A 24,068-nucleotide genomic window follows, 5' to 3' on the forward strand; every position below is an offset into this window, starting at 1 on the left:
TATGATTGATATGATCGGACAAACTATATTGTATTATAAAATTCTTGAAAAACTCGGCGAAGGTGGAATGTCTCAAAACTTCCTACGAGTGCAACGAGTAGTTGAAGTTTTGAGGATCCAGCTGGAGCGGAGTGGAAGCGGGAGGCGTGGTACATGATTGGCCAGATCATCTCTCACTATAAGATTATCGAAAAATTAGGCGAAGGCGGGATGGGCGTTGTGTACCGTGCCCACGACACGAAGCTTAATCGAGATGTGGCACTGAAGTTTTTACCAGCCAATCTTACTGCATCTTTTGAAGATATACAACGATTCGAGTTGGAAGCCAAAGCAATATCTGCTTTGAATCATCCCAACATTGCTACAATCTATGATGTCGATGAATTCAGCGGACAGAAGTATCTTGTGCTCGAATACATCTCTGGTGGTACGCTTAAATCCAAATTAAAGCAACTGAAATCGGAAGACAAAGAGTTTCCAATTAGTGAAGTCGTTAATTACGGTATACAAATGGCTGAAGCATTGGCACATGCTCACCGGCATCAGATTATCCATCGGGACGTAAAGACAGACAACATGATGCTCACTGAGGACGGAAAAGTAAAACTTACAGACTTCGGATTGGCAAAGCTTCGTGGTAGTGTACAGATTACCAAAACAGGAAGCACGCTTGGCACTGCAGCATACATGTCACCAGAGCAAATCCGTGGCGAGGAAGTCGATCAGAGGTCAGATATCTTCTCCTTTGGTATTGTACTATACGAACTCGTTACATCGCATCTGCCATTCCGTGGTCAGTTTGAAGCTGCTCTAAGCTATTCCATCCTGAATGAGAATCCGCCATCGGTTAAATTGTTAAGACAGAATGTACCACAAGCGCTTGAACAAATTATCAATCGATGTTTAGAGAAGGACAAAACAAAAAGATATCAGAGTGTGGATGAGGTTGTAAAAGAGTTGAAGAATATAGAGCGAGATTTTTCTCGCTCACCTGAGCGATCTAAAGATCGCTCTACAAAATCAGTGTGGATAGTTGCTGCTGTTGTTGTCGTCCTCGCCGTTCTCGGCATTTATCTCTTCTATCCCAAACCAGTTCTAACTTCAGCAAACAGCAAAACCATTGCTGTGCTTCCATTCAACAACATGAGTGGTAATCAGGAGGATGAATATTTCAGCGATGGTGTTACTGAAGATATCCTGACCCAATTATCGAAGATCGCCGACCTCAACGTCATATCCAGGACGACGATAATGCAGTACAAGAGCACGAAGAAGCCGTTAAAAGAAATTGGTAAAGAGTTAAATGCCGGTGTCGTCCTTGAAGGAAGTGTCCGGCATGCGGGCAATCGCATCAGAATTTCAAGCCAGTTGATTGATGCAGCAACGGATCGACACCTTTGGGCTGAGACGTACGATCGTGACATGAAGGACGTATTTGCCATCCAGAGCGATGTTGCCCAGCAGATTGCCTTTGCTCTGAGGGCTAAACTATCTGCCGATGAGAAATTGAACATCGAGAAAGCACCGACCGAGAACACCGAGGCGTACCACCTATACCTTAAAGGGAGATTCTACTGGAACAAGCGACGGGCTGAGGATGTAGAAAAAGCAATGACTTATTTCCAGCAAGCCATCGACAAAGATTCAAACTACGCTCTCGCTTACGCTGGACTGGCGGCAGCGTACCTCATTTATCCTGACTTAGCTGGACGTCCACGGAAGGAGTATGTGCCGACGGCAAGAATCCTGGCAATCAAGGCGATAAAGCTTGATGGAACACTTGCCGAGCCGCATGCGGTCTTAGGGACCATTAAGAGGGATTTCGAGTGGGACTGGGAAGGTGCGAAGAAAGAATACGAGCGCGCCATTGAACTTGATCCCAACTACCCCACCGCTCATCAATGGTATGGTCTCTGGTTCTTGGCCCAGGGACGTTTTGACGAAGCTTTGACGGAAATGCAACGGGCGTTGTCACTCGACCCGCTTTCGCTCATCATAAATTCAAATTTGGGGTATATTTATGAATGCTCAGGGCGGTACGAGAGTGCGATCGATCAGTTTAAGAAAACGATCGATCTTGACCCCAACTTTGCAAATGTGCACACCTCGCTTGGAATGAACTACATTATTCTCAGGAGGTTCAATGAGGGCATTGCCGAGCTGCAGAAAAGACGTAGTCTTGATGCTGGATACGTCTCGGGAATCGCAGATCTTGGTTGGGCGTACGCACGGGCGGGAAGGAGGAGTGAGGCACTCCGTTCGCTCAACGAAATCCTGGCCTTATCGAAAAAAGGCAATTCATTATCCCTAGAGATTGCATATGTGTACGTTGCACTCGGTGATATGGAGAAAGCATTCGAATGGCTCAACCGTGCGGCTGAAGAGCGGAATAGTTACCTGCGATGGCTCAAGGTTGACCCAAGCTGGGATAATCTCAGGGGTGATCTACGATATCATGAGTTGTTGAAGAAGATAGGATTGGAGAAATGATCTATCAATCGAAATTTAAATGGCGGAGCGTTATGAAGAAGAACTTAATTCTGAAACTCGTTAGTCCCCTGCTTGTCATCCTCATTGGGTGTGGGTCCTCGAAGTACATTCCGCCAACGATTATTGCGGTGCCACCCAATACGTTTGCGCAGACATTTGATAGATCATTCGATTCCACTTGGTCTACCGTCATCCAATATGTCGGCACATCATCCTTTCATATCGACAATTTCGAGAAAGCTTCGGGTTTGATTACGCTATCTTTCACCTCGACAAATCCTTCCGAGCTTATTTCGGGTGGATATTGGGAAACAAAAGGGAAAACAGAATTCTCAGGTGACTACGTCGATTACCTTGTGCAGCACGCAGACGCCTACTTGCAGGGGACAATGAACATTATCGTAGTCCCTGTGGCAAACGATAAAACCAGGATATCGGTCAAAACCAGCTATACGTTCACAGCCACTATTCCCGATGAGGGTACGTATATTTGGTCATTCGATACCGGTTCCTCGGATACCCGGCTCGTTTCAAATGGGATATCCTCAACGCGGGATACGATCACAATTGTGCCTACATACAAGGCAGAAAAAGTTATACTCAATGCGATTACCAGGATGCAATGATTTAGTATGATGTTTGATACATGGCGAATTACCAATTTCAAATCGCCCGCGGTGCACAATGCAAGCACACGGTCTGATATGAAGAGAGCGTAGATAAAATGATCGGACAAACAATATCACATTATAAAATTCTTGAGAAGCTCGGTGAGGGCGGAATGGGTATCGTCTACAAAGCCCACGACACTAAACTTGATCGCATTATTGCACTCAAATTTTTACCTGCTCACATCTCAACTGACGATGAAGTAAAACAGAGATTCATCCATGAAGCTCAGGCGGCATCTGCATTAAACCATACGAATATTTGTAGTATCCACACCATCGAAGAATATGACGGGCAGCAATTTATAGATATGGAGTTTGTTGAAGGTAAAACCCGCGGTGTGTTACTGAAAGAGAAAGAATTATCACTGAAGGAGGTTGTGGATATTGCTCTTCAAATTGCAGAAGGTTTGAACGCGGCACACAAGAAAGGTATTGTACACCGAGACATCAAACCAGATAATATTATGGTAACCGATGAACATCTTGTAAAAATAATGGACTTTGGTTTGGCAAAGTTGAAGGGATCGCTCAAACTCACCAAGACTTCAAGCACTGTAGGCACGCTTGCTTACATGGCGCCAGAGCAGATTTAAGGTAGTGAAGTCGATACACGGTCGGATATATTCTCGTTTGGGACTGTGCTGTTCAAGATGCTCACGGGTCATCTGCCGTTCCGTGGTGAACACGAGGAGGCAATGATGTATTCACTATTGAATGAGACCCCAGAACCGCTGATCAGGTACAAAGCATCCGTTACCGACTGTCTGCAAAGGATAATAGATAAGGCATCGGCAAAAGATCGTAGCTTACGTTATCAACATATTGATGAATTATTAGCGGACTTACGATCAGCGCAACGAGATACTAATGATAGTAAAAAATATAATTTTATCGGTAAATCTAGAAGAAAATATTTTTTGTATACCATTGCTTCCGTTTTATTTATTATAATCTTAGTCATTATTATTAAATCCAATTTGTTTTCTCCAAGCAGACAAGATGCTGAAAATATCAACACCTTGGTTCAAAAACCAGAAGAATCGGAATGGACAAATTCTGTTGCCGTGCTGCCCTTCTGAGATTTCAGCACCAAAAAAGATCAGGAATAATTTTCCGATGGAATGACAGACGCGATTATTTTGCGTTAGCCTTGAAAATGTTCCAGAAAGCAATGAGGCTTGCTCTTACGCCGAGCGATCAACTGTATGCAATTCTTGGGATAAAGGATAGTGCCGTCGCAATCTTGCAGCAAAACATCAAAAAAGGAAGGTATAGTCAATATCTTTTTCTTTTGAACAACCCCTTTTTTGATAATCTGCGTTCCGATGTACGATTTCAGGATATTATTAATAAACAGAGAGTTATCTACGAAGAGGGATTGAAAACATTCAGCGGTTTGTAAACGAAGAAAGTGAAATGTATCGGGATTGAATAACGAAAATTATGAAAAATCAAACCCACGTTTTATTTAAAGTAAGAAGCAAACGATAAATTTTTCAATAGCCAATAATTTCTTCAGGAACCTCAAATATCCGTTGACTGTTATTAATAATAACGATTTGATGGAATCCCCCTTTTATGAAGCTATCTATATATTCGACAATAATTCTTTTCTTTTTATTTTACACATTAGATATTAGCACCTCACAGAATAAAATGAATTACAATAAGCTCACCCCAGAAGAAGAAAAAATAATAATCCACAAAGGAACCGAATACCCGTTCACAGGCAAATACACTAACCACAAAGAAAAAGGTACTTACATCTGTAAACGATGTGATGCGCTATTGTATAAATCTACTGACAAATTTGAATCGGAATGTGGTTGGCCCAGTTTCGATGATGAAATTACCGGCGCGGTGAAACGAATCCCTGATAAAGACGGAATGAGAACTGAAATTGTTTGTGCTAAATGCGGTGCTCACCTTGGCCACGTTTTTATAGGAGAAAAAATGACAAGGAAAAATACCCGTCACTGTGTGAACTCAGTATCTCTAAATTTTATTCCTGAAAAAGAATCCGCAAAAATAAAAAAGTGAAACGCATTTTTATTTGGATTTGAACGGCAAAATTAAGAAATTAAATGAACTAAATCGACTCATTTACACTATTAGTAGGAATATGTTTCTATGAGTACTGTGTCAATTCGATCAGCATTTCTTTTTTTTATTTTAAACATATCTTCATTTTTAATTGGCTGCGGTTCATCAAATAAAGTATCGGTGAAACCTAACGAGCATATGGAAGTCGGCTGGACTCCGCGTTCCGTATTCCAATCTCCGGTATATGCAGCATGGTTCGATACGGGATACGCAAACTATATTCCGTCGGTAGATAAAATTAATCAACTTAAGAGAATGAAAGATAGTGTAGAGTTTTTTGTAGTGTACGGAACATGGTGTGGTGATAGCAAGCGTGAAATGCCCAGGTTTTTCAAAATTATGGATGATGTTCAATTTCCATCGGATAAGATAACGCTGATAGCAATTGACAGAACAAAACAGATACCTGCCGGAATTGCTGTAGAAAATAATATCACTAATGTGCCGACGTTTCTAATTAAATATCGTGGAATGGAGCTTGGGCGGATAATAGAATCTCCTAAAACCTCATTAGAAAACGATATTTTTGAATATTTATCCCCCGCATTCCCGTAATACTTTTACTAAATGTGGGGGATTATTGTAGGCTATTTTTAAACCTTTCAAAGAATAGCCGAATCTTATTCATTATTATCGCATCCTATAAAAAAAGTGTGTTCATTTTAGAATCTTCAAAAAAGATAAAATCGAAGTCCTAATCTATTCTAAAATCAACCCAATAATTAATTGATGTATAAGCTCTAAGCGATATGATTAATACAAGGAGAGATTATGAAAAATGCCCGCACGATTGCTTCGCTTGGTTTCTGGATTATTTTATTTTTTCTGTTCACTTTTTCAATTAGCGCCCAGGAATACGTTCTGCTAGGTTGGAATGATCTTGGTATGCATTGTTCGAATAAAGATTTTGCCAAAGTTGTTGTCCTGCCCCCATATAATAATGTCAGCGCTCAGCTAATATATAAAGCTAACGGACAACCACCACAAATCGTTAATTCCGGTTATGCGATAGAATATTCAATTCCCAACAACACATATTCTGTTGGGAAAACAAATTTCTGGAGTTATGCCCAGCAATTATTTGGTCTTGCCTCACCGTTGCCGGATAATATCGGATTAACGGGAAAAGATTTAACAGGTACACTTGATAGCAGCGGTAATTATTTCGCTGTGCATGGTATTCCGATAACTCCATTTGCAGATTCAGACCATGTTAATGAAGCACCTTTTCAACTAATTCATCTTGTCGCGAAAAATAAATCTAACGGTGCTGTATTAGCAACTACAGATGTTGTAATTCCCGTCAGTAATGAAGTTGGCTGTGTCCAGTCTGGATGTCATTCATCAGAAACATCAATCTTAAACTCGCACCCCGGTGTGACAGGTTTCAATCGTTCGGGTCCGGTTCTTTGCGCGTCGTGTCACGCTTCGAATGCTCTTGGCACAACCGGAACATCATCCGCGAAACCCTTCTCCTTACGAATTCATGAAAAGCATAGCGGTATTGCGGGACCATCGAACGCAATCGAAACTTGTTATAAATGCCATCCCGGACCGAAGACTCAATGCCTTCGTGATATTATGGGTAAAAATCCTGCAAACCCGATGGTATGCCAGGATTGTCACGGCACTATGGCACAGGTTGCGGCAACGATTGATGCCGGTAGAAGACCATGGCTTGATGAGCCGAAATGCGGCGATTGTCATGGCAGTGCTCATGCAGAACAGCCGGGTAAACTTTTCCGCGAATCACAAGGGCACGGTGGACTATTCTGCTCTGCCTGTCACGGCAGTCCGCATGCGATTCAACCGACCATTCAACCGAACGATAATCTTCAGAATATCAGATTGCAAGGATACGCTGGTACGCTCGGCAAATGTTCTGTTTGCCACGCAACTCCGCCGGCTGGCACAGGTCCACATGGGCTAACGGATACTACTTCATATCAACCATCCATTCCACTTCTATCCTCTCCGCCAAACGGAACTTTTGGTATTGGCGTAGCCCCGTTATTACAATGGAGTGCTGCGTTACATTCGATTAGCTATAATGTTCAAATCGCAGCCGATTCTTTTTTTACTACGATTGTAAAAAATGAATCGTTATTGACGATAACATCTTTTCAATCAACACTTTTAAATATGAGCCAAAAATATTTCTGGCGTGTTAGAAGTAAGAACAGTGCCGGCAACAGCGATTGGTCTGCAATCTGGTCGTTCACAACCGGAAGTGGAACATCGTCAATGTTTTCATTCAACGGTAATTGGAATCTGATTTCACTTCCGATGTCAATTGATAATCCGGCTGTAAATCTGCAATTTCCTTTTGCAGTTTCTAATGCTTATGAATACGTACCATCCGGCGGATATTATTCCCGCGACTCTTTGACTCTTGGTAAAGGATACTGGCTAAAATTTTCATCTTCCAACAACACAAGTATTACCGGTCAGCCGATTACATCTAATACGATTGGTGTCTCGGAGGGATGGAACTTGATAGGTGCGTTATCCGATACGGTGCCGGTAAGTTCGGTCGCATCATCTCCAGCAGGAATTATATCATCGATGTTTTTCGGATATAATAACGGTTATTTGAATTCCGATTTTTTGATTCCCGCTCACGGTTATTGGGTGAAATCGTCATCGGCAGGTTCGGTGATATTCTCCGTACCCGGAGGGCAGAGCGAGAAGAAAATTAATTCGTTAACTCAAATGTTGCAGAATTCTAACAGACTGATTCTGCGCGACGCTGAAGGCCGGGAACAAAAATTATATCTTGCTCGAAATCTGCCCGCAGGATTATCATATTCGTTTTTTGAATCACCACCGTTACCACCGGAAGGAATTTTTGATGCACGATTCAGTTCTAACAGGTTTGTTGAGATTACAAACGGTACGGCAGAATATCCTGTTTCAATAAAGTCGGCGGTTTATCCGTTATCTGTGAAGTTGGAAAGCAATTCTCCAGAAGGCACTGTGCTCTTGAATATCGACGGCAAAAATATCGAACAGTCAAATAATTCTTCAATAATTCTCGATAAGGAACCTTCATTTTTTTCGCTCGTTGTTAAATCAAGCGCATCGTTGCCGGCACAATTTACGCTTGAACAAAATTATCCGAATCCGTTCAATCCATCAACAATGGTCAATTATCAATTACCAATTGCCAGCCGTGTAACAATTAAGGTATACAATATACTCGGCGTGGAAATAACAACGCTTGTTGATGGATATAAAGAAGCCGGAACTTACACGGCTAACTTCGATGTCGGTTCAATCGCCAGTGGATTACCGAGTGGAATATATTTATACAAAATGAATGTAAACAATTCTACTTACGTTAAGAAAATGGTTTATATGAGGTGATGTTTGTAAGACCTCCGGTTTTTACAAGTTGATTTCAGCGAAAAAACCGGAGGTCTTCGATGTAACCATCAGGAGGTTTGTTTTTCTATCCACGATTTTTTTTACCGATAAAATTTCTTACTTTAACTCACGCATCATTTAAAAGAATAAAAAAGGCAGCATATCAAACAAATGAAACCGAACCAATGGAATGATTTCGACCCGATAAACGTTTTATAGTCATATCGGATTAAATACCGAAAATTTCAGGAATAAAAAATGACCCGCTATCACGAAAGATTACGACACAATATACTTTTCGAAACAATTTCAGATGCGGCATTCAAAACCGTTGCCGGCAACATGGAGGAAAAACATTTTCAAGCCGGTGATATTATACTCGAAGACAACGCGAACGGGAATGAATTGTTTCTGCTGGTAGAAGGACGGGTATCAATTATCAAGCAAACAAAAACCGGTGAATTGAAAATGCTCGCGCTTCTGCATGCCGGTGATTTCTTCGGTGAATTGGAATTGATCGATGGTCGTGCGCGTTCAGCACGAGTTACAGCGTTCGATAATTGCACGGTTTATACTCTTAACAAATTTGTCTTTGATGATCTTCTTACCAAGAACCATCCCTTCGCTTTGCGGGTAATGCAGGTTTTAAGTTTGAGGTTGCGCGCAACGAACAACCATTTTATCAGCGAACTTGAAAAACATACACAGCAGTGGAAACAGGAAGTAGAAAAATTAGAAAAACTGATTGAAGCCACAAAAAATGTAAACTCAACGCTTGATCTTGATAAACTTCTGAAAATCATTCTTGATACAGCATTAAACATTGTTGACGGCGACAGGGGAACACTTTATCTTGTTGAAGAGGATCGAAATGAATTGTGGTCGAAACTTTTTGTCGGAAAAGAAAGAGTGACTATAAAACTTCCGATAGGCAAAGGAATTGCAGGGTATGTTGCGGCAACAGGTGATACGCTGAATATTGAAGATGCTTATGTGGATCCGCGGTTTAACCCGGATGTTGACAAAAAAACCGGATACCGAACAAAAACAATTTTATGTATGCCTTTAAAAAATAAAGCAGGAAAAATTGTCGGTGTTCTGCAATTGTTGAATAAGCGAAAGGGAGGGTTCACGCAGGAAGATGAGCAATTTTTACGCGCGTTATCAATCCATGCCGCAATTGCGATTGAGAATGCACGTCTTTATGAATCTGAAAAAGCGTATCAACAAATGCGAGAAGAGGTGCGGCTTGCCGCAAAGATACAGCTTGACCTTCTCCCTAAATCAAATCCAAAAATTTTTGGATATGACATTGCGGCCATATCAATCCCCGCAAAAGAAGTTGGAGGGGATTATTACGATTTCATAAATCTTGATAATACACATATCGGTATTTGTCTCGGCGATGTGTCGGGCAAGGGACTTCCGGCATCGCTTTTGATGGCGAATCTTCAGGCAACATTACGCGGACAGTCGTTCGGAGAGTGTTCACCAAAAAAATGTTTAAATCGCTCCAACAGTTTGCTTTATAGAAGTACAAGCTCCGATAAATTTGTAACATTATTTTACAGCATGCTGGATACGGATCAGAATCGACTTGTCTATTCAAATGCCGGCCACGAAAACCCGATTCTGTTAAGATCGAAAGATAAAACAATAAGGCTTAACAAGGGGGGAGTTGTCCTCGGGATTATGGATAATTTTCCCTATGAGGAAGAAGAAGTTGAAATCCAACACGGTGATTTTCTTACAATCTATTCGGACGGAATCTCGGAGGCGATGAACAGTAAAGATGAAATGTTCGGCGAAGAGAGACTTGAAAAGATTTTATCGGCATATAAAAATGAACCTGCTGAAAAAATAATCGAATCGGTTGTGGACGCAGTGAAAAAATTTGCAGGTGGTAGAGCTCAGTCGGATGATATCACGATCCTGATTATCAAACGGAATTAAACGCAGAATAACCGAAAAACATCAACTGAATAACTCGATATTTCCTCCTGTATGTAAGAATAATATATTTTCTCCCGGTTCGAATATACCTTTCCGGGCATATTCAATTACCGCGGCTGCTGCTTTTCCGGAGTAAACATTATCAAGCATTATTCCCTCCAATTGCGCAAAATAATTTATTGCTTCTGTAGATTCTGCTGTTTTAACACCGTAAGCATCACCCATAAATGATGAATCAATCAGTACATTCTTTTTTTCGATTTTCAGATCCAGAAGCTTTCCTGTTCTACCGGCGAGGGAAAAAACTTCATCTGTCAGAATCGAATCAGTTTTAGCTACACCTATTCCGATAATTTTTCCGCTCCAATTCATCAATTCTTTTCCGGTGATCAGACCGGCTTGAGTTCCGCCTGATGATGTAGCATGGATTATTTTCCGGATCGATATTCCCATCCGCCTACAATCATCCATAATTTCTTTGAAAGCATCCACATAACCTAAAGCTCCCACAGGCGTAGAACCGCCTATCGGCAATCGGTAAACCATTTTGCCGGAATGTTCCAACTCTTTTTGTAAATTATCTGCAAACAACTCCCACTCATTCCAGTCGGGGGATTTGATAAAGAGAATTTCCGGATCGAACAAATTTCCGATCAGCAAATTACCTTTCGATTCGTTGCTTTCATCCCCTCCCAATACAAGATGAACTTTCATGTTGACAGATTTTCCTGCCGCGGCGGCAAGCCGACAAAAATTCGATTGTACCGCACCCGATGCGATTAAAGTGTCGCACCCTTTGTTTTTAGCATCGGCAATAAGATAATCTAATTTGCGTGTTTTATTTCCACCGAATGCAAAACTGGTCAGATCGTCCCGCTTACAATAAAGGTTAATTCCCAATTCCCTTGAAATATTCTCAAGCTTCTGAAGAGGAGTTGGCAGAAGTGAAAAAGTAAATTTTGGAAAGTGCTTAAACTCTTTTTCATCAATCATAACAATTTGCCAATTATTCAATACTCCAATAATCAATCATTATAATCAATTCTTATTCTTCCCCCCGAACTTCCAATAAAATAATCTTGTAAGAGCGGTAAACATCCATACCATAAAACAAAACCGCAACCAAAACACAACACATTCCAATAATGAAGACAATAAGCGGGGCGATTTTTAAAAATTCTGCCGATGTGAATAAATTCAAAGCGATAATAACCGATGAAAGCACGAATAATCCTATCGCTAATTGAAGTGAGAGTATCGCGTTTCTTACGAACTTGCTTCGATACAAAAGTTCTTCGGTTTGTTTTGAGATGCTCATGAATCGGATGTTATCCGGATATGTTAAATCTCCCTTCTCACCTATTTGACGGGAATATCTTCGTTTCTCATCGTTCAGCAAACGGATGCGATTGATAATGGTTGAATAGCGATTACTTAAACTTAATAAGAGTAAACCGACCGCAGAAATTCCCAGGGCAGGCGCTAAAATCGCTTGAATTGCTTGAATTGCAGTTACCGGAGTGTCAGGCATAATTTTTAACAGATTATGTTCATGAATAATCTAATATAAAAAAATACTTTTCATTAAGTAAAAACAACAAATCCTTATGAAAATGTGACGAGGCAATTTGAATGTTTGAATCTGGAATTGTCAATCTGTATATTGTTCGTGAGAAGATATTGATAATATTGAATTGAGATTTTAAATAGGATTGAGTATGAGATACATATTTTTGTGTTTGATCGGAATATCTGTCAATCTGTTTGCTCAGGTTGAGCAATACAGTGCTACCATGCTTAATGACGATTATCGACTTTTATTCACCCGCGATATTTTCAGCGATTCCCTCCTACCGGCTTCATTTGAAAATCAGGGAAACTATTGGAACGATGCACAAATACGATTCAAGGGTCATTCAACCCGTTACTACCCTAAAAAATCATATCGAATAAAATTTAACAAGAATAATCTTTTTCAAAATATGCAGAGCATCAATTTCAATGCGATGTATACAGATAAATCATACCTAAGAGAAAAGCTTGCGTGGGAATTATACGCTGAATTGAATCAGCTTGCACCGCATGCGGAGCACGCACGTTTTTCGATGAATGGAAACGAAGGACTTTATCTTTTTATCGAGAAAGTTGATAAATATTTTTTGCAGAACCGCGGCAGAAAAATTGCCCCGATGTATGAAGCAAACGATACATATATAAGTGCCGATTTAACGATTCAACCGGATAATGTTTTAAAAATGTATTATGATAAAGAAATTGGCAATGCTGCCGATTATTCGGATCTTGCTCAATTAATATCGGCAATTAATTCTGCGTCCGATGCAACCTTCAGAGACACGGTTTATAAATATTTCGATGTCAGCAGTATTCTTAATTGGTTTACGGGCAACATACTTACGATGATGGGAGATAGTTATAATAAAAATTATCTGCTCTACCGTGATACATCTAAAGTAACTCAACAATGGACGATCATTCCGTGGGATTACGATTTATCTTTTGGCAGAAGCGGTGATCTTGCTATTCCATATCCGGGTTCACTGCTTAACGATGGATTCGCCTATACTTTTGAGCCGCTTGCCGGACCTTCAAACGTGCTCAAAGACAGATTTATTACAACACCGTCTTTATGGGAAGAATTACGTTTGCATGTAGATTCTTCACTCAATACAATTTTTACTGAAGAACATCTCTCTCCTCGTATCGACAGCTTAGCTACGCTTGTTGAAAATTATGTCTCACTTGATAATCAAAAATGGGGAACAATTCAGGATTTCTACGACCATGTAGAGGCATTGAAATATTACGTAACTGCCCGGCGAAATTATTTAAAGAAAACATTCATCAACCCACCGAGCGGAGAGTATAATAGAGTAACAGTTCCAATTTCTCAGATCGGGATACCTTATCATTTTATTGCCTACGATGGCAGACAGATTGCCACACTGTGGTTTACAGAATTTCAGGGATTGGATAGTATTCTTGTGCAGGCACACCCGGAATCAGTTCCGCCGGGAATTGTAAATCCCAGTGATGAAAAATTCGTTAAACGATGGATCGAGATTATTCCATACCCATCAACTGCGCAATTCACAGCAAAACTTCAATGGATGTACAGCGATGTTTCGTCACTCGATCGTGAAGTTGGTACTGGAGTTCAGGATGAACGACTTCTCCGTTGTTATTCTTATGATGGAAGGAACTGGAATAGTTTATCGTCGAAGGTAAATTATTTTGGTAACTTTGTAACGGTAGATTCAATCACTCAAAATGAATGCGGCGCTGGAAAACATTTCGCGTTGATGATGCCTGAAACATATACGCAAAAGTGGTTCCGTCAGCCGTTGAATTTTTGGCAGAAGTGGTATGATATTCAATTTGCCGATAGTTTAATCGGATTCATTGTCGGTGAGCATGGTACTATATTAAAAACAACTGATCGCGGATCAACATGGGTGGAAAGCAATGTCGGATTGGCATTACCTTTAACTTCTATTGGAATTGCCTCTTTCGATAATATTTTTGTCGTGGCAGAAAATGGTTTTATGTTTCGAAGCAACGATACAGGTAAAAGTTGGTCGAGAATTATACTGACACAAAATAAAAATATTAGAGGATTTCTCTTCGAATCACCACAAAACGGCTGGGTGTATGGTGATAGTGCACAGCTAATGAAAACAACCGATGGCGGCTTAAACTGGTTGTTGTTAACGCTAAACAGTACAAAGAATATTGCCGGAATCGCAAGAAAAGGAGCTAATCTTTTAATTATTTATTTTGAAGATGGGTACTTTGCTACTTCTACGGATGAAGGACAAACGTGGATTCCGGATTCAAACGGAACAGGAAAGAAAATTACTTGTGTTAAATCTGATGGAATTTCTCACTGGATATTAGGTGAGAATGGAACAGTTATTTGCATATCTATGTATGGAGAAAGTTTTGATCGCAGTGTGGGGACATTGGCGACATTACGCGACATGGAGTTTTTCAATAGTGGTGAAATGTACGTTGCCGGTGGTGGTGGCAAAATCTTCTACACAACAAATGGCGGAATCGATTGGTACTCTCAGTACACCGCCGATTCGCACGATCTCTACGGTATGACGTTCACAAACAGTACCCACGGTTTCGCAATCGGAAACGGCGGAACTATACTTACAACTTCATCCGAAGGAACGGTCACGGATGTAAAAAACATTGCATCAAGTGCTCCTTCCGAAATCCGTTTATATCAAAATTATCCAAACCCGTTCAATCCCGTTACCGATATCCGATATCAAATATCCACAGTTAGCCACGTAATGCTGAAGGTTTATGATGTTTTAGGTCGAGAAGTTGCTACGCTTGTCAATGAGATTCAGGATGCAGGGTTCAAGTCTGTAAAGTGGAATGCCGCTGATTTCTCAAGCGGAATTTATTTTTACTCTCTTACAATAACCGGAGACAATGGTTCGATGTTTCATGATGTGAAAAAATTGGTTCTCTTAAAATGACGTTCTACAATAAACGAAAATTATCAATCTTAGTATTGTTGCTTATCTTTGCGAATTGTTTGCTTTCCCAAACACGCACAGATTTATATATTGAGACGGTACACAAAGATACTCTTGATGCAACTTACTATGTTCCGACCACACCAAAACCTGCAAACGGTTATCCGGCAATTCTTTTCGTGCATGGATTCAGCTTATCAAAGGATTGGGATACTTCGAACTGTTCGTTTTATTCGAAGAGCGGCTATTTCACAATGTGTTACAGCGTACGCGGTCACGGAAAATCCACAGGTGGTTCAACCATCATGTCTACTAAAGAACGATCGGATCTTGCAGATGTTGTAAATTTTCTCAAGTCATTGCCGGAAGTTGATACAAATAAAATCGGACTTTCCGGCGGTTCGCAAGGCGGACTGCATGGCTTATGGGCTATCGCCGACGATCTTCCCGTGCGGGCTGTTTCATCCGATGTAATTGTGCCCCACTGGGCTTCGGACATGCTTATGAACGGTTCAATACGGCGAACAGTTCTTTTACTTCATCAATCTAATATCGGCGTTCGATTTGATCCCATAAGAGATACACTCTGGAACTATATTAGAACAGACGATTACGATGCTTTTGCATCAAAATTTATTCCCGGAAGAGATATCGACACTTCTCAGTTGAACAATAAATCGATTCCATCTCTCCGCTTATTGAAATGGCAGGATCACTACTTTTCTGCTGATGATGGAATAAAGTCTTTTGCGGATTATGGAGGGATGAAAAAACTTTATTTGGGAACTCACGGACATTTTTCCGATGTGAACAGTATGGAAAGTTCATACCAGCATTCTATTGTAAGCAGGTGGTTAGATTATTTTCTTAAGGATGTCCAAAACGGAATTCTTGATGAACCAACCTACACTTATGCGTACAGTCATCTACCGATGGATTCACTCGGATATTTTTCATGGACGAGGAATCAGGAAGTTGCTTATCCTCCCGCGGGAATAACTGAGAATAAATTTTATCTTGCCCCCGACTCCATGCTTTTATTTTCAACCCCAACCCATTCAGATACATTTACACTTTTGAACAACTATTTGAATCCTGCCTACACATTTGATACGGCGTATATAGAAGGATTCAGAGGTTCCAGATTTAATGTACTGCTTCCTAAAAAAACCATTTCGTTCACTTCACCGGTATTATGGGAAGATATAATATGGATCGGAACACCGAGAGTGAAATTTTTCGTGCAATCTGATTATGAAAAGTTTCCTCTTCATATTCAGATATATGAAGTTGACAGCGAAGGGAACAAATACTTTATAAACCGGATCAATTATACCGCAAGGCATTGGATTCCGGGAGAAAGCAAGTGGATTGAGATTGATGGTATTGCACATGCGCATAAATTCTTGAAGGGAAGCCGGATAAGAATAGAGATTACAAACATTGATAAAACAAACCGGAAATATTTAGGAGATTATCCGTTTGTTGTGCCTATGTTAAGTCAGACCGGAGCAAATATTATGGTAGATGAAGTACATCCGGCATACATTGCAATTCCGATGATCGGCGACCCGACCTCGGTAGTTTTAGCGAGTGACTTTATACCTGACCGATTCGAGCTTTCGCAAAACTATCCTAATCCATTCAATCCATCGACAAAAATCAATTATCAATTGCCAATTGATGGTTGGGTAACGATAGATGTATATAATGTGCTCGGGCAAGAAGTAATGACATTGATTAATGAATATAAGAGGATAGGAAAATATGAAGTTGGATTTAACGGCGAGAAGTTATCGAGTGGTGTGTATTTTTATCGTTTAATAATTCAACCGTTTGATGGCTCGCGGGCATTCACAAAAATTCGAAAGATGATGCTGGTAAAATAAACTCAGATCCTTCCATAATCCAACTTGTTTAACAGATATTATTGAGTGGTTTGATAAAAGACCGAATTGCATTTATTATTATTATTTTGGATATTTGCATCGGTTTTTATAGAATTTATTGATTATTATGGAAGAAAAAGAAGAACTAAGTGCCGGGAAGAGATTCAGAAGATTTTTAATTGGCTCTTCCCGCGATCCCGAGGATAAAACACTCTTTCACAAACTTTCCTTAATCGCTTTTTTCGCATGGGTTGCGCTTGGCGCCGACGGTATGTCGTCGTCAAGTTACGGTCCCGAGGAAGCATTTCGTGCGCTGTCCGGTCATCATGCATTAAGTTTGTTCGTGGCTTTAGGAACAGCGATTACAATTTTTGTCATTAGCACAAGTTATAATCAAATCATACAACTTTTTCCCTCTGGTGGAGGGGGGTATTTAGTTGCAAGCAAATTACTTTCGCCAAAAGCAGGAATGGTTGCGGGTTGTGCCCTGCTGATCGACTATGTTCTTACAATAACACTTTCTATAGCAAGCGGTGCAGATGCATTGTTCAGCTTTCTTCCATCGAACTGGTATCATCTCCGCCTCGAATTTGCTTTGGTTATTTTATTAATTCTAATTATTCTTAATTTACGTGGTGTTAAAGAATCTGTAATACCGCTGATACCTATTTTTATACTATTTGTTTTAACTCACATAATACTTATCGGTTATGCGTGGGGCGCGAATTTGTTCAATCTTCCCGCGATAGTTTCAGAGACAAGGGTTGACTTTAATAACTCAGTTTCAGAGCTTGGAATGTTCGGTGTTGTGTTTCTTATCTTGCGTGCTTACAGCATGGGTGCGGGTACATTCACCGGTATTGAAGCAGTAAGCAACGGTCTTCCGATATTGCGAGAACCCAAAGTCGAAACAGCTAAACGAACAATGCGTTATATGACAATATCGCTGGCGTTGCTTGTGCTGGGTTTGATGTTCTCTTATCTATTGTATGGAGTTCAACCTCAACAAGGAAAAACATTGAATGCAATATTGTTCGAAAGTATTACGGCAACTTGGGGAAGTAGTTGGGGATATTATTTGGTTCTGATTGCTCTTTTATCTGAAGCGGCACTGCTTACCGTTGCCGCGCAAACTGGATTTATAGATGGTCCCCGCGTTCTTTCAAATATGGCGCTTGACAGGTGGATGCCAACGAGGTTTGCAACGCTAAGCGATCGACTTGTAACTCAAAACGGTATAGTAATTATGGGTGTGGGGGCTCTTATTTTAATGGTCGCTACACGAGGATCGGTACAATTTCTTGTTGTTCTCTACAGTATCAATGTGTTTATTACTTTCGTTCTATCTCAATCGGGAATGGTGCGGCACTGGTGGCTCGAGCGAAAACAGGAAAAGTATTGGAAACGAAAATTAGTAATAAATGGAGTGGGATTGATACTTACTTCTTTTATACTTGTATCTGTTATAATATTGAAATTTTTTGAAGGCGGGTGGATAACCTTATTAGTAACCGGCGGGCTTGTTGTGATTGTGCTTTATGTAAAGCGGCACTATCTAACAACACAAAAACTACTTAAACGTTTAGACACTCTTGTTAACGTGGTTGAAACCTCCGACAGCGTAATATCTCCGGAGGATATTAAAAATCCGAAGCCTAAAATCTCATTCAACAATAAAGCTAAGACGGCAGTGATTCTTGTGAATGGTTTCAACGGACTCGGATTGCATACACTTTTCAGCGTGATAAGATATTTTGGTGATGCATACAAAAATTATCTTTTTGTTGAGGTTGGTATTTTTGACGCGGGTAATTTCAAAGGGGCAACAGAAATCGATCGATTGCAAGCGGCGATCAAACTGGACGTCGATCGATACATCAATTACATGAAACAAAATGGATATTACGCTGAGGGATTCACAGGTGTTGGCATTGATGTAGTGGAGGAGATTTCTAATTTATCGAAAGATATTTTGGCAAAATATCCGAGTGCGGTTTTCTTCGGGGGTCAACTTGTGTTCGGTAAGGAATCTATTTTATCTCGCTGGTTGCATAACTATACGGTCTTCTCGCTTCAGAGAAAATTTTATCATGAGGGAGTGCCGGTTGTAATTCTCCCGATCCGCGTGTACTAAGCCGATAAGAAGTCTGCTGAGAATAAAGAATCTATTATCTGATTCTCCAGCATTTTTTATTATATAATAATTATCAACCATAGACTCCGACATCTGCTTGAATCATCCAAGCTCAGATGTCGGAGTTTTTTCAGTAAAGACTCGTAGAGAACCGGGAATTAAAACGCGGTCATAAACCCGAATGTCAGCTTAGGTTGCTTGCGTTCTAGATCATACCCAAACTCACCTAATAGTTTCAGGTTACGCGCCAACATGTATGTAAAATTTCCGGCAACGGCGTGGTATTTTAAATCTTCCTGTCCCGAATCAATCCGGTTATACATAAGGAAAACATACCAATCGCTTTTATCGAGTTCCGGCGCGAACATCAATTGAGCAAAACCTCCGCGTGTGACTATTTTCTGATTTTCCTCTTTGAAGTACGGATTAGAATCTTCGCGGTACATGAACTGTCCGCACAATTCAAGTTGATCGTACGATAATGTGGCGTCGACTCCCGCCATTCCAATACCGTTTTTTAACAGGTCGATTTTTTCTTTCCCGATGTAACCGAGAGTTCCGATTGAGAAATTTGAATCAATCGGTTGCGCAACACGGAAAAATAAATTTTTGTAAGGATCGGTATCGAACATGAAATCTTCGCCGGCTTCAATACCGTTTCCGTTTGATACAGATGCGATGATATCCGTTTCTGTTGGCAGGGTGTAGCTGAGCATTAATCCGCGGTCGTATGTCAAATCTACCATCGACATTCCCGGCTTCGCTTTATAGATTTCGTAATCTTCATACATCGGTCGAAGCTCTCGTTTGAATACCGGATCGCAAACCTGATACTGACCCGCCATTATATCGAAATCGATATTGCCGACATTGTTGAAATAGAGAAACGCGTCTTCAACGCCGACCAGCGATCCTTTTTCGTTCATCAGGAAATAAAAAAAGTACGATACATCCTTAGCAATCTGACCGCTTGATAAAATTTTCATAACAAAGGGCCATTCGATGTCGGTTTTTGCGTTGACAGAATCTTTACCTGGACGCATCCTAAAAGCTCCATCGAACCTAATAGCGATAGGCAATTCACGCATCAATAAAAGCTTATCGTCTCCCGTTTCCCGCGCAAAACGCGGCGGTTCTTTATCTTTTAACTGATAACCGTTCGCGGCAAATTCATCTCCATATGGTTTTAATTTTGGTATCGGCGAGTGACAAACATTGCACGACATATCGTACTTCCGTGCGTATGCCGGTATTGCCGATGCTTGATCGGAAACAATACTAATAAAAACTATAATGATGCTAATAATAAAAATGATTTTTTTCATGATATATTCCTCCTTATTATTGAGCGATATTAATATTTGTTTCATGAAAATTGACTTCGATAATCTCAGCTTCATCTTTAGGCACGCCAAGGAATTCAACAATCGGAGTCGGTAGCTTCTGATAGTTCAGAACCGCTTTTACTTTCATCGGTCCGGGCGCCGCGTTTGCAGGAACCGTCCAAGTAAAAGTTTCGAGTTTTGTTTCTCTCGGACCGATACGATAATCTGTCGATTGAGATGCTGTGTTCCATTGCTGTATCGTCATTCTTCCCTGCGGATCTAGGTATGGCAATCTAAAAATTCTATCTCCTTCAGGCACGCCATCACGTTGAACACCTTTGAAATCTGGTTGGTTCAAAGCAATTCCCATATCTTGATATGCTAACGTATTGGCAGCAATCGTATATTCTTCGCCGGGGAATCCCTTTTTATCAACAGACAGATGATAAACAGTACCCTTCGCATCAGTTGCTTCTACGTGAAGCCAAAGCATTCGTTCTTCGGCAGAACCGGTTGGAAATTTATGTCCCGTCTTTTGATTGAATAGCGCGACCGTGAATTTTACCGGCTCACCAGGTTCAACATCTCGTATGTCGGGATGAATGCGTAGCTCAACGACTCCTCGTACTTTTCCCGGATCGTGCGCGCCATGAAAAAGATGCTGAGCAACATCAGGCAATTCAGGTCCCATCGAGGCATTATGCCCTTTAGCGAATGTCATATGACACGATTGACAAGGCACGCCTTCTTTTGCGTATGGACCCTCTTTCCATTCGAGATGAGTTGATTTAACCCAGATGCCGTATGGATCTTTTTCGTTATGACAAACTCCGCAGAAGTCCGCACTCTTATGAAACTCGGAATATTTCGTTTCGTGAGCAGGTGAACTTGCCGCTTGACGCGGTCCGTATTTTATTTTACCCGGTTCGGAAATAAAATTAAAGTTGAACGGTGTGTCTCCCGAAAAACCGGTGATTGTATGGCACACATCGCACGAGACAGATTCATTCGCGCGGCTGTTTGCTTCCGGCTTCGGTGGCGGAACATCACCTGCGAGAAATGCTATTGGCGCGTGGCATCCGTTGCAGCCAGCTTTTACGCCCGCGACCTTCGGATCCTTTTCGGCATGTGGAACCGCTAACTTGAAATACTCGATCTCGTCCCAATGATGGGTGTATGCCTGCGACATCATCGCTTGCTTCCACTGCTGATAGAAGTCCACGTGGCACGATGCACCACAAACTTCCGGTTTTTCAAAATCGTCATACTTTTTCGTACCTAGTGCATCATCACCTGTTTTTGGTGGCTGCGCAACAACGGTAACCACGGTTATCAGTATAAAAAGTAAAAGTATTAACAATGTTTTAGTGTGAATTATAGAAAGCTTCATAGAATCATCCTCCATGAAAATATTGTTAAATGTATGTTAACAGCGGGCTGATTAAGAAAAATATCTTTTTCATGAACCATGTGTAAATTTAGCATAAAACAAAAACAAAAGCAAATAATTTACTATATAGCAATTGATTTTTCCACCTTTTATTTGTAACATATTACAACTCAAAAGTTATCGACTAACATAATTATACTCTTGAAATCCCAACGTCTCGGCATCTGGCTCGCTCTGGTCGTGGAAGTGCTTCTTTTAACGATTCTCACCTCTTCTATCGGAAGCGATGGTTCATTCCAGTCGACTTTTCTAAACTGGTCTAATATTTCTCAGGTCATTCGCGCTTTGTCATTCATAGCGATAATGGCAATCGGTGTGGCTCCTGTGATTATCTCGGGTGGCATCGATTTATCGATGGGTTCTATTCTCGGTTTTTCAGGCGTTGTTACCGCAGTTCTTTTAAATAATGGAATTGATATTTTCTCAGCATCGATCGCGGGTCTTGCCGTCGGACTACTGAGCGGATTTGTTAATGGAATATTAGTCACTGAAGCAAAACTACCTCCGTTCATTGCAACATTAGGAATGATGAGCATAGCGCGCGGACTTGCATTCGCGCTAACAGGCGGAGAAACAATAAGAAATCTTCCGCCGGAATTTATTGCTACCGGACAAGGAGCTATACTAAATATTCCAATTCCAATTTTAATCTTGATAATATTCGCTATCGCTATCGGGTACTTCCTCAAATCGACAAAATGGGGAAGATATGTTTATGCAATCGGCGGAAACGAAGAAGCGTCGTTCTTCAGCGGGGTTAATGTTGGGAAAATGAAAATTTTTGTTTACACTTTATGCGGACTTGCGGCCGGCATTGCCGGGGTTTTATTCACTGCGCGCTTCGGTGTCGGTCAGTCAACATCCGGTCTCGGTTATGAACTCGATGTTATCGCGGCGGCTGTGATTGGCGGAGTAAGTTTGAGCGGAGGACGGGGAACAATCGTTGGTGTTATTATCGGCTCTTTATTGATGGGGATTTTACGAAACGGTTTGGTTCTTCTGAATGTCTCAGCTTACTGGCAGCAAGTTGCAATCGGACTTGTAATTTTGTTAGCTGTGATATTAGATAGGAAGACGAAACGGTGAACCCGAGTTACCCTCTTCCTATAATCCCTCTCCCAAAATGGGAGAGGGATGTCACGAAGTGACAAGGAGAGGGTCAAGCAAGAAACTTCAAATAATTATCGAAGGAATAAAATGAAAAAATATTTAGTTGCAATTATCGCAATCATACTGTTTCTCTCCGGTTGCGGCAAAAAGCAAGAAGAGAAAAAATTAGTATTCGCGTTCGTACCGAAATTATTAGACAACCCTGTTTTTCAGGTTGCATGGCAGGGTGCGCAAGGTGCGGCAAAAGATTTAGGTAACGGGAAAATAGAAGTTCAACGTTTCGCACCTGTAAAATCTGATGCGGTTGAACAGGCACAAATTATCGAGAGTTTAATCGAAAAGAAAGTCGACGGCATTGCAGTATCCGTCAACGACGCAGACGCCCTTACTGAATCTATCAACAAAGCTGTTGATGCGGGAATACCTGTTGTCTGTTTCGATTCGGACGCACCGAAGAGCAAACGGTTCGCTTATTACGGAACAGCCAACTTCCCAAGCGGAAAACAAATGGCAGAGCATCTTGTAAAGCTTATGGGAACAAAAGGAAACGTTGCAATGCTGATGGGCACGCCGGGTGCGCCGAATCTTGAAGAACGCCGGCAGGGAATTCTTGAGTACTTCAAAACTTATCCCGATATTAAAGTTGTTGCAACCGAATATTGTTATGACGATGTGAACAAAGGTGTGAGCGGAATGGAAGCGGCAATACAGGCACATCCCGATCTTAATGGCTGGGTTTTGCCGGGCGCATGGGCATTGTTCACTCCGCCTCCCGGACCATTCGCTGCAAAAAAGCCGGGTGATCTGTTTGTTGTTTCCATTGATGCACTTCCAGAACAACTTGATTATGTTCGTCAAGGATATGTGCAAGTTTTAATGGGACAAAAGCTCTGGGGCTGGGGTTATGAAAGCGTTCGGATGCTGAAGGAATACAAAGAAGGTAAAACACCGGCACAACCGGTAATTGATTCCGGGCTCGATATTATTACAAAAGAAAATGTTGAAGAGTATACAATGAAGTGGAAAACCGGAAAATTCTGAATCAATTAAAAAGGAAAAATTA

At 41.0% G+C, this 24,068-nt stretch carries 19 protein-coding genes; 15 read left to right on the forward strand and 4 right to left on the reverse strand.

Annotated elements, in window-relative coordinates; translation table 11 throughout:
• Position 1 precedes the first annotated feature (1 nt).
• The 10 genes from HZB59_08415 (at position 2) to HZB59_08460 (ending at position 10,583) form a co-directional block, all read left to right on the forward strand.
• Positions 2-157, forward strand: a complete 156-nt coding sequence (locus tag HZB59_08415) for a hypothetical protein (GenBank protein MBI5021444.1) — start codon at positions 2-4, stop codon at positions 155-157.
• Positions 154-2,490, forward strand: a complete 2,337-nt coding sequence (locus HZB59_08420) for a protein kinase (GenBank protein ID MBI5021445.1) — start codon at positions 154-156, stop codon at positions 2,488-2,490. The genes HZB59_08415 and HZB59_08420 overlap by 4 nt, the downstream gene beginning before the upstream one ends.
• A 32-nt stretch (positions 2,491-2,522) precedes the next feature.
• Positions 2,523-3,116, forward strand: coding sequence for a hypothetical protein (locus HZB59_08425; protein ID MBI5021446.1), 594 nt, complete (start codon positions 2,523-2,525; stop codon positions 3,114-3,116).
• A 98-nt stretch (positions 3,117-3,214) separates the two neighbouring features.
• Entirely contained in the window at positions 3,215-3,754 is a 540-nt protein-coding gene (locus HZB59_08430) for a serine/threonine protein kinase (protein ID MBI5021447.1), read from the forward strand.
• Between the two features lie 57 nt (positions 3,755-3,811).
• On the forward strand, positions 3,812-4,240 hold the full coding sequence (locus HZB59_08435) for a hypothetical protein (GenBank protein ID MBI5021448.1): 429 nt from the start codon (positions 3,812-3,814) through the stop codon (positions 4,238-4,240).
• Positions 4,207-4,563: a hypothetical protein gene (locus HZB59_08440; GenBank protein ID MBI5021449.1), complete on the forward strand. Its 357-nt coding sequence runs from the start codon at positions 4,207-4,209 to the stop codon at positions 4,561-4,563. Before HZB59_08435 ends, HZB59_08440 begins: the two co-directional genes overlap by 34 nt.
• 254 nt (positions 4,564-4,817) lie before the next feature.
• Complete coding sequence (locus HZB59_08445; protein ID MBI5021450.1) at positions 4,818-5,201, forward strand: methionine-R-sulfoxide reductase; 384 nt, start codon at positions 4,818-4,820, stop codon at positions 5,199-5,201.
• Between the two features lie 90 nt (positions 5,202-5,291).
• Positions 5,292-5,819 (forward strand): thioredoxin family protein, encoded by a 528-nt coding sequence (locus tag HZB59_08450; protein ID MBI5021451.1) that lies wholly within the window; start codon positions 5,292-5,294, stop codon positions 5,817-5,819.
• 216 nt (positions 5,820-6,035) lie between these two features.
• A complete protein-coding gene (locus tag HZB59_08455; GenBank protein MBI5021452.1) occupies positions 6,036-8,630 on the forward strand; it encodes a T9SS type A sorting domain-containing protein in 2,595 nt (864 codons plus the stop codon).
• Positions 8,631-8,888: 258 nt separating this feature from the next.
• The gene (locus HZB59_08460) at positions 8,889-10,583 is read left to right on the forward strand and encodes a SpoIIE family protein phosphatase (protein MBI5021453.1); all 1,695 of its coding nucleotides are present in this window, start codon (positions 8,889-8,891) and stop codon (positions 10,581-10,583) included.
• Positions 10,584-10,604: 21 nt separating this feature from the next.
• Here the strand turns inward: HZB59_08460 and HZB59_08465 are convergent, their stop codons facing one another.
• On the reverse strand, positions 10,605-11,576 hold the full coding sequence (locus HZB59_08465) for a D-cysteine desulfhydrase family protein (GenBank protein ID MBI5021454.1): 972 nt from the start codon (positions 11,574-11,576) through the stop codon (positions 10,605-10,607).
• 52 nt (positions 11,577-11,628) lie between these two features.
• On the reverse strand, positions 11,629-12,114 hold the full coding sequence (locus HZB59_08470; protein MBI5021455.1) for a DUF2721 domain-containing protein: 486 nt from the start codon (positions 12,112-12,114) through the stop codon (positions 11,629-11,631).
• 187 nt (positions 12,115-12,301) lie between these two features.
• Here HZB59_08470 and HZB59_08475 point away from each other — a divergent pair, with 187 nt between their 5' ends.
• From HZB59_08475 to HZB59_08485, 3 genes are all read left to right on the forward strand, one after another.
• A complete protein-coding gene (locus tag HZB59_08475; GenBank protein ID MBI5021456.1) occupies positions 12,302-15,097 on the forward strand; it encodes a CotH kinase family protein in 2,796 nt (931 codons plus the stop codon).
• Positions 15,094-16,986: an alpha/beta fold hydrolase gene (locus HZB59_08480; protein MBI5021457.1), complete on the forward strand. Its 1,893-nt coding sequence runs from the start codon at positions 15,094-15,096 to the stop codon at positions 16,984-16,986. Before HZB59_08475 ends, HZB59_08480 begins: the two co-directional genes overlap by 4 nt.
• A 127-nt stretch (positions 16,987-17,113) precedes the next feature.
• Complete coding sequence (locus HZB59_08485; protein MBI5021458.1) at positions 17,114-19,120, forward strand: APC family permease; 2,007 nt, start codon at positions 17,114-17,116, stop codon at positions 19,118-19,120.
• 158 nt (positions 19,121-19,278) lie between these two features.
• On the opposite strand, the gene HZB59_08490 is transcribed toward HZB59_08485, so the two are convergent.
• Complete coding sequence (locus tag HZB59_08490; GenBank protein MBI5021459.1) at positions 19,279-20,445, reverse strand: hypothetical protein; 1,167 nt, start codon at positions 20,443-20,445, stop codon at positions 19,279-19,281.
• Between the two features lie 16 nt (positions 20,446-20,461).
• A complete protein-coding gene (locus HZB59_08495; protein ID MBI5021460.1) occupies positions 20,462-21,835 on the reverse strand; it encodes a hypothetical protein in 1,374 nt (457 codons plus the stop codon).
• Between the two features lie 162 nt (positions 21,836-21,997).
• Here HZB59_08495 and HZB59_08500 point away from each other — a divergent pair, with 162 nt between their 5' ends.
• Both HZB59_08500 and HZB59_08505 read left to right on the forward strand, forming a co-directional pair.
• On the forward strand, positions 21,998-22,981 hold the full coding sequence (locus HZB59_08500; GenBank protein MBI5021461.1) for an ABC transporter permease: 984 nt from the start codon (positions 21,998-22,000) through the stop codon (positions 22,979-22,981).
• 111 nt (positions 22,982-23,092) lie between these two features.
• A complete protein-coding gene (locus HZB59_08505) occupies positions 23,093-24,046 on the forward strand; it encodes a sugar-binding protein (GenBank protein ID MBI5021462.1) in 954 nt (317 codons plus the stop codon).
• Positions 24,047-24,068: the final 22 nt, after the last annotated feature.

The organism is Ignavibacteriales bacterium (assembly GCA_016214905.1).
Classification (GTDB): Bacteria; Bacteroidota; Ignavibacteria; order UBA10030; family SZUA-254; genus PNNN01.

Excerpts from the sequence above, each read along its gene's own strand:
- HZB59_08450 (MBI5021451.1), top strand. The coding sequence starts at position 5,292 with ATGAGTACTGTGTCAATTCGATCAGCATTTCTTTTTTTTATTTTAAAC.
- HZB59_08475 (MBI5021456.1), top strand. The coding sequence starts at position 12,302 with ATGAGATACATATTTTTGTGTTTGATCGGAATATCTGTCAATCTGTTT.
- HZB59_08415 (MBI5021444.1), top strand. The coding sequence starts at position 2 with ATGATTGATATGATCGGACAAACTATATTGTATTATAAAATTCTTGAA.
- HZB59_08445 (MBI5021450.1), top strand. The coding sequence starts at position 4,818 with ATGAATTACAATAAGCTCACCCCAGAAGAAGAAAAAATAATAATCCAC.
- HZB59_08505 (MBI5021462.1), top strand. The coding sequence starts at position 23,093 with ATGAAAAAATATTTAGTTGCAATTATCGCAATCATACTGTTTCTCTCC.
- HZB59_08455 (MBI5021452.1), top strand. The coding sequence starts at position 6,036 with ATGAAAAATGCCCGCACGATTGCTTCGCTTGGTTTCTGGATTATTTTA.
- HZB59_08420 (MBI5021445.1), top strand. The coding sequence starts at position 154 with ATGATTGGCCAGATCATCTCTCACTATAAGATTATCGAAAAATTAGGC.
- HZB59_08485 (MBI5021458.1), top strand. The coding sequence starts at position 17,114 with ATGGAAGAAAAAGAAGAACTAAGTGCCGGGAAGAGATTCAGAAGATTT.
- HZB59_08425 (MBI5021446.1), top strand. The coding sequence starts at position 2,523 with ATGAAGAAGAACTTAATTCTGAAACTCGTTAGTCCCCTGCTTGTCATC.
- HZB59_08430 (MBI5021447.1), top strand. The coding sequence starts at position 3,215 with ATGATCGGACAAACAATATCACATTATAAAATTCTTGAGAAGCTCGGT.
- HZB59_08470 (MBI5021455.1), bottom strand. The coding sequence starts at position 12,114 with ATGCCTGACACTCCGGTAACTGCAATTCAAGCAATTCAAGCGATTTTA.
- HZB59_08490 (MBI5021459.1), bottom strand. The coding sequence starts at position 20,445 with ATGAAAAAAATCATTTTTATTATTAGCATCATTATAGTTTTTATTAGT.
- HZB59_08440 (MBI5021449.1), top strand. The coding sequence starts at position 4,207 with ATGGACAAATTCTGTTGCCGTGCTGCCCTTCTGAGATTTCAGCACCAA.
- HZB59_08465 (MBI5021454.1), bottom strand. The coding sequence starts at position 11,576 with ATGATTGATGAAAAAGAGTTTAAGCACTTTCCAAAATTTACTTTTTCA.
- HZB59_08435 (MBI5021448.1), top strand. The coding sequence starts at position 3,812 with ATGCTCACGGGTCATCTGCCGTTCCGTGGTGAACACGAGGAGGCAATG.
- HZB59_08480 (MBI5021457.1), top strand. The coding sequence starts at position 15,094 with ATGACGTTCTACAATAAACGAAAATTATCAATCTTAGTATTGTTGCTT.
- HZB59_08460 (MBI5021453.1), top strand. The coding sequence starts at position 8,889 with ATGACCCGCTATCACGAAAGATTACGACACAATATACTTTTCGAAACA.
- HZB59_08495 (MBI5021460.1), bottom strand. The coding sequence starts at position 21,835 with ATGAAGCTTTCTATAATTCACACTAAAACATTGTTAATACTTTTACTT.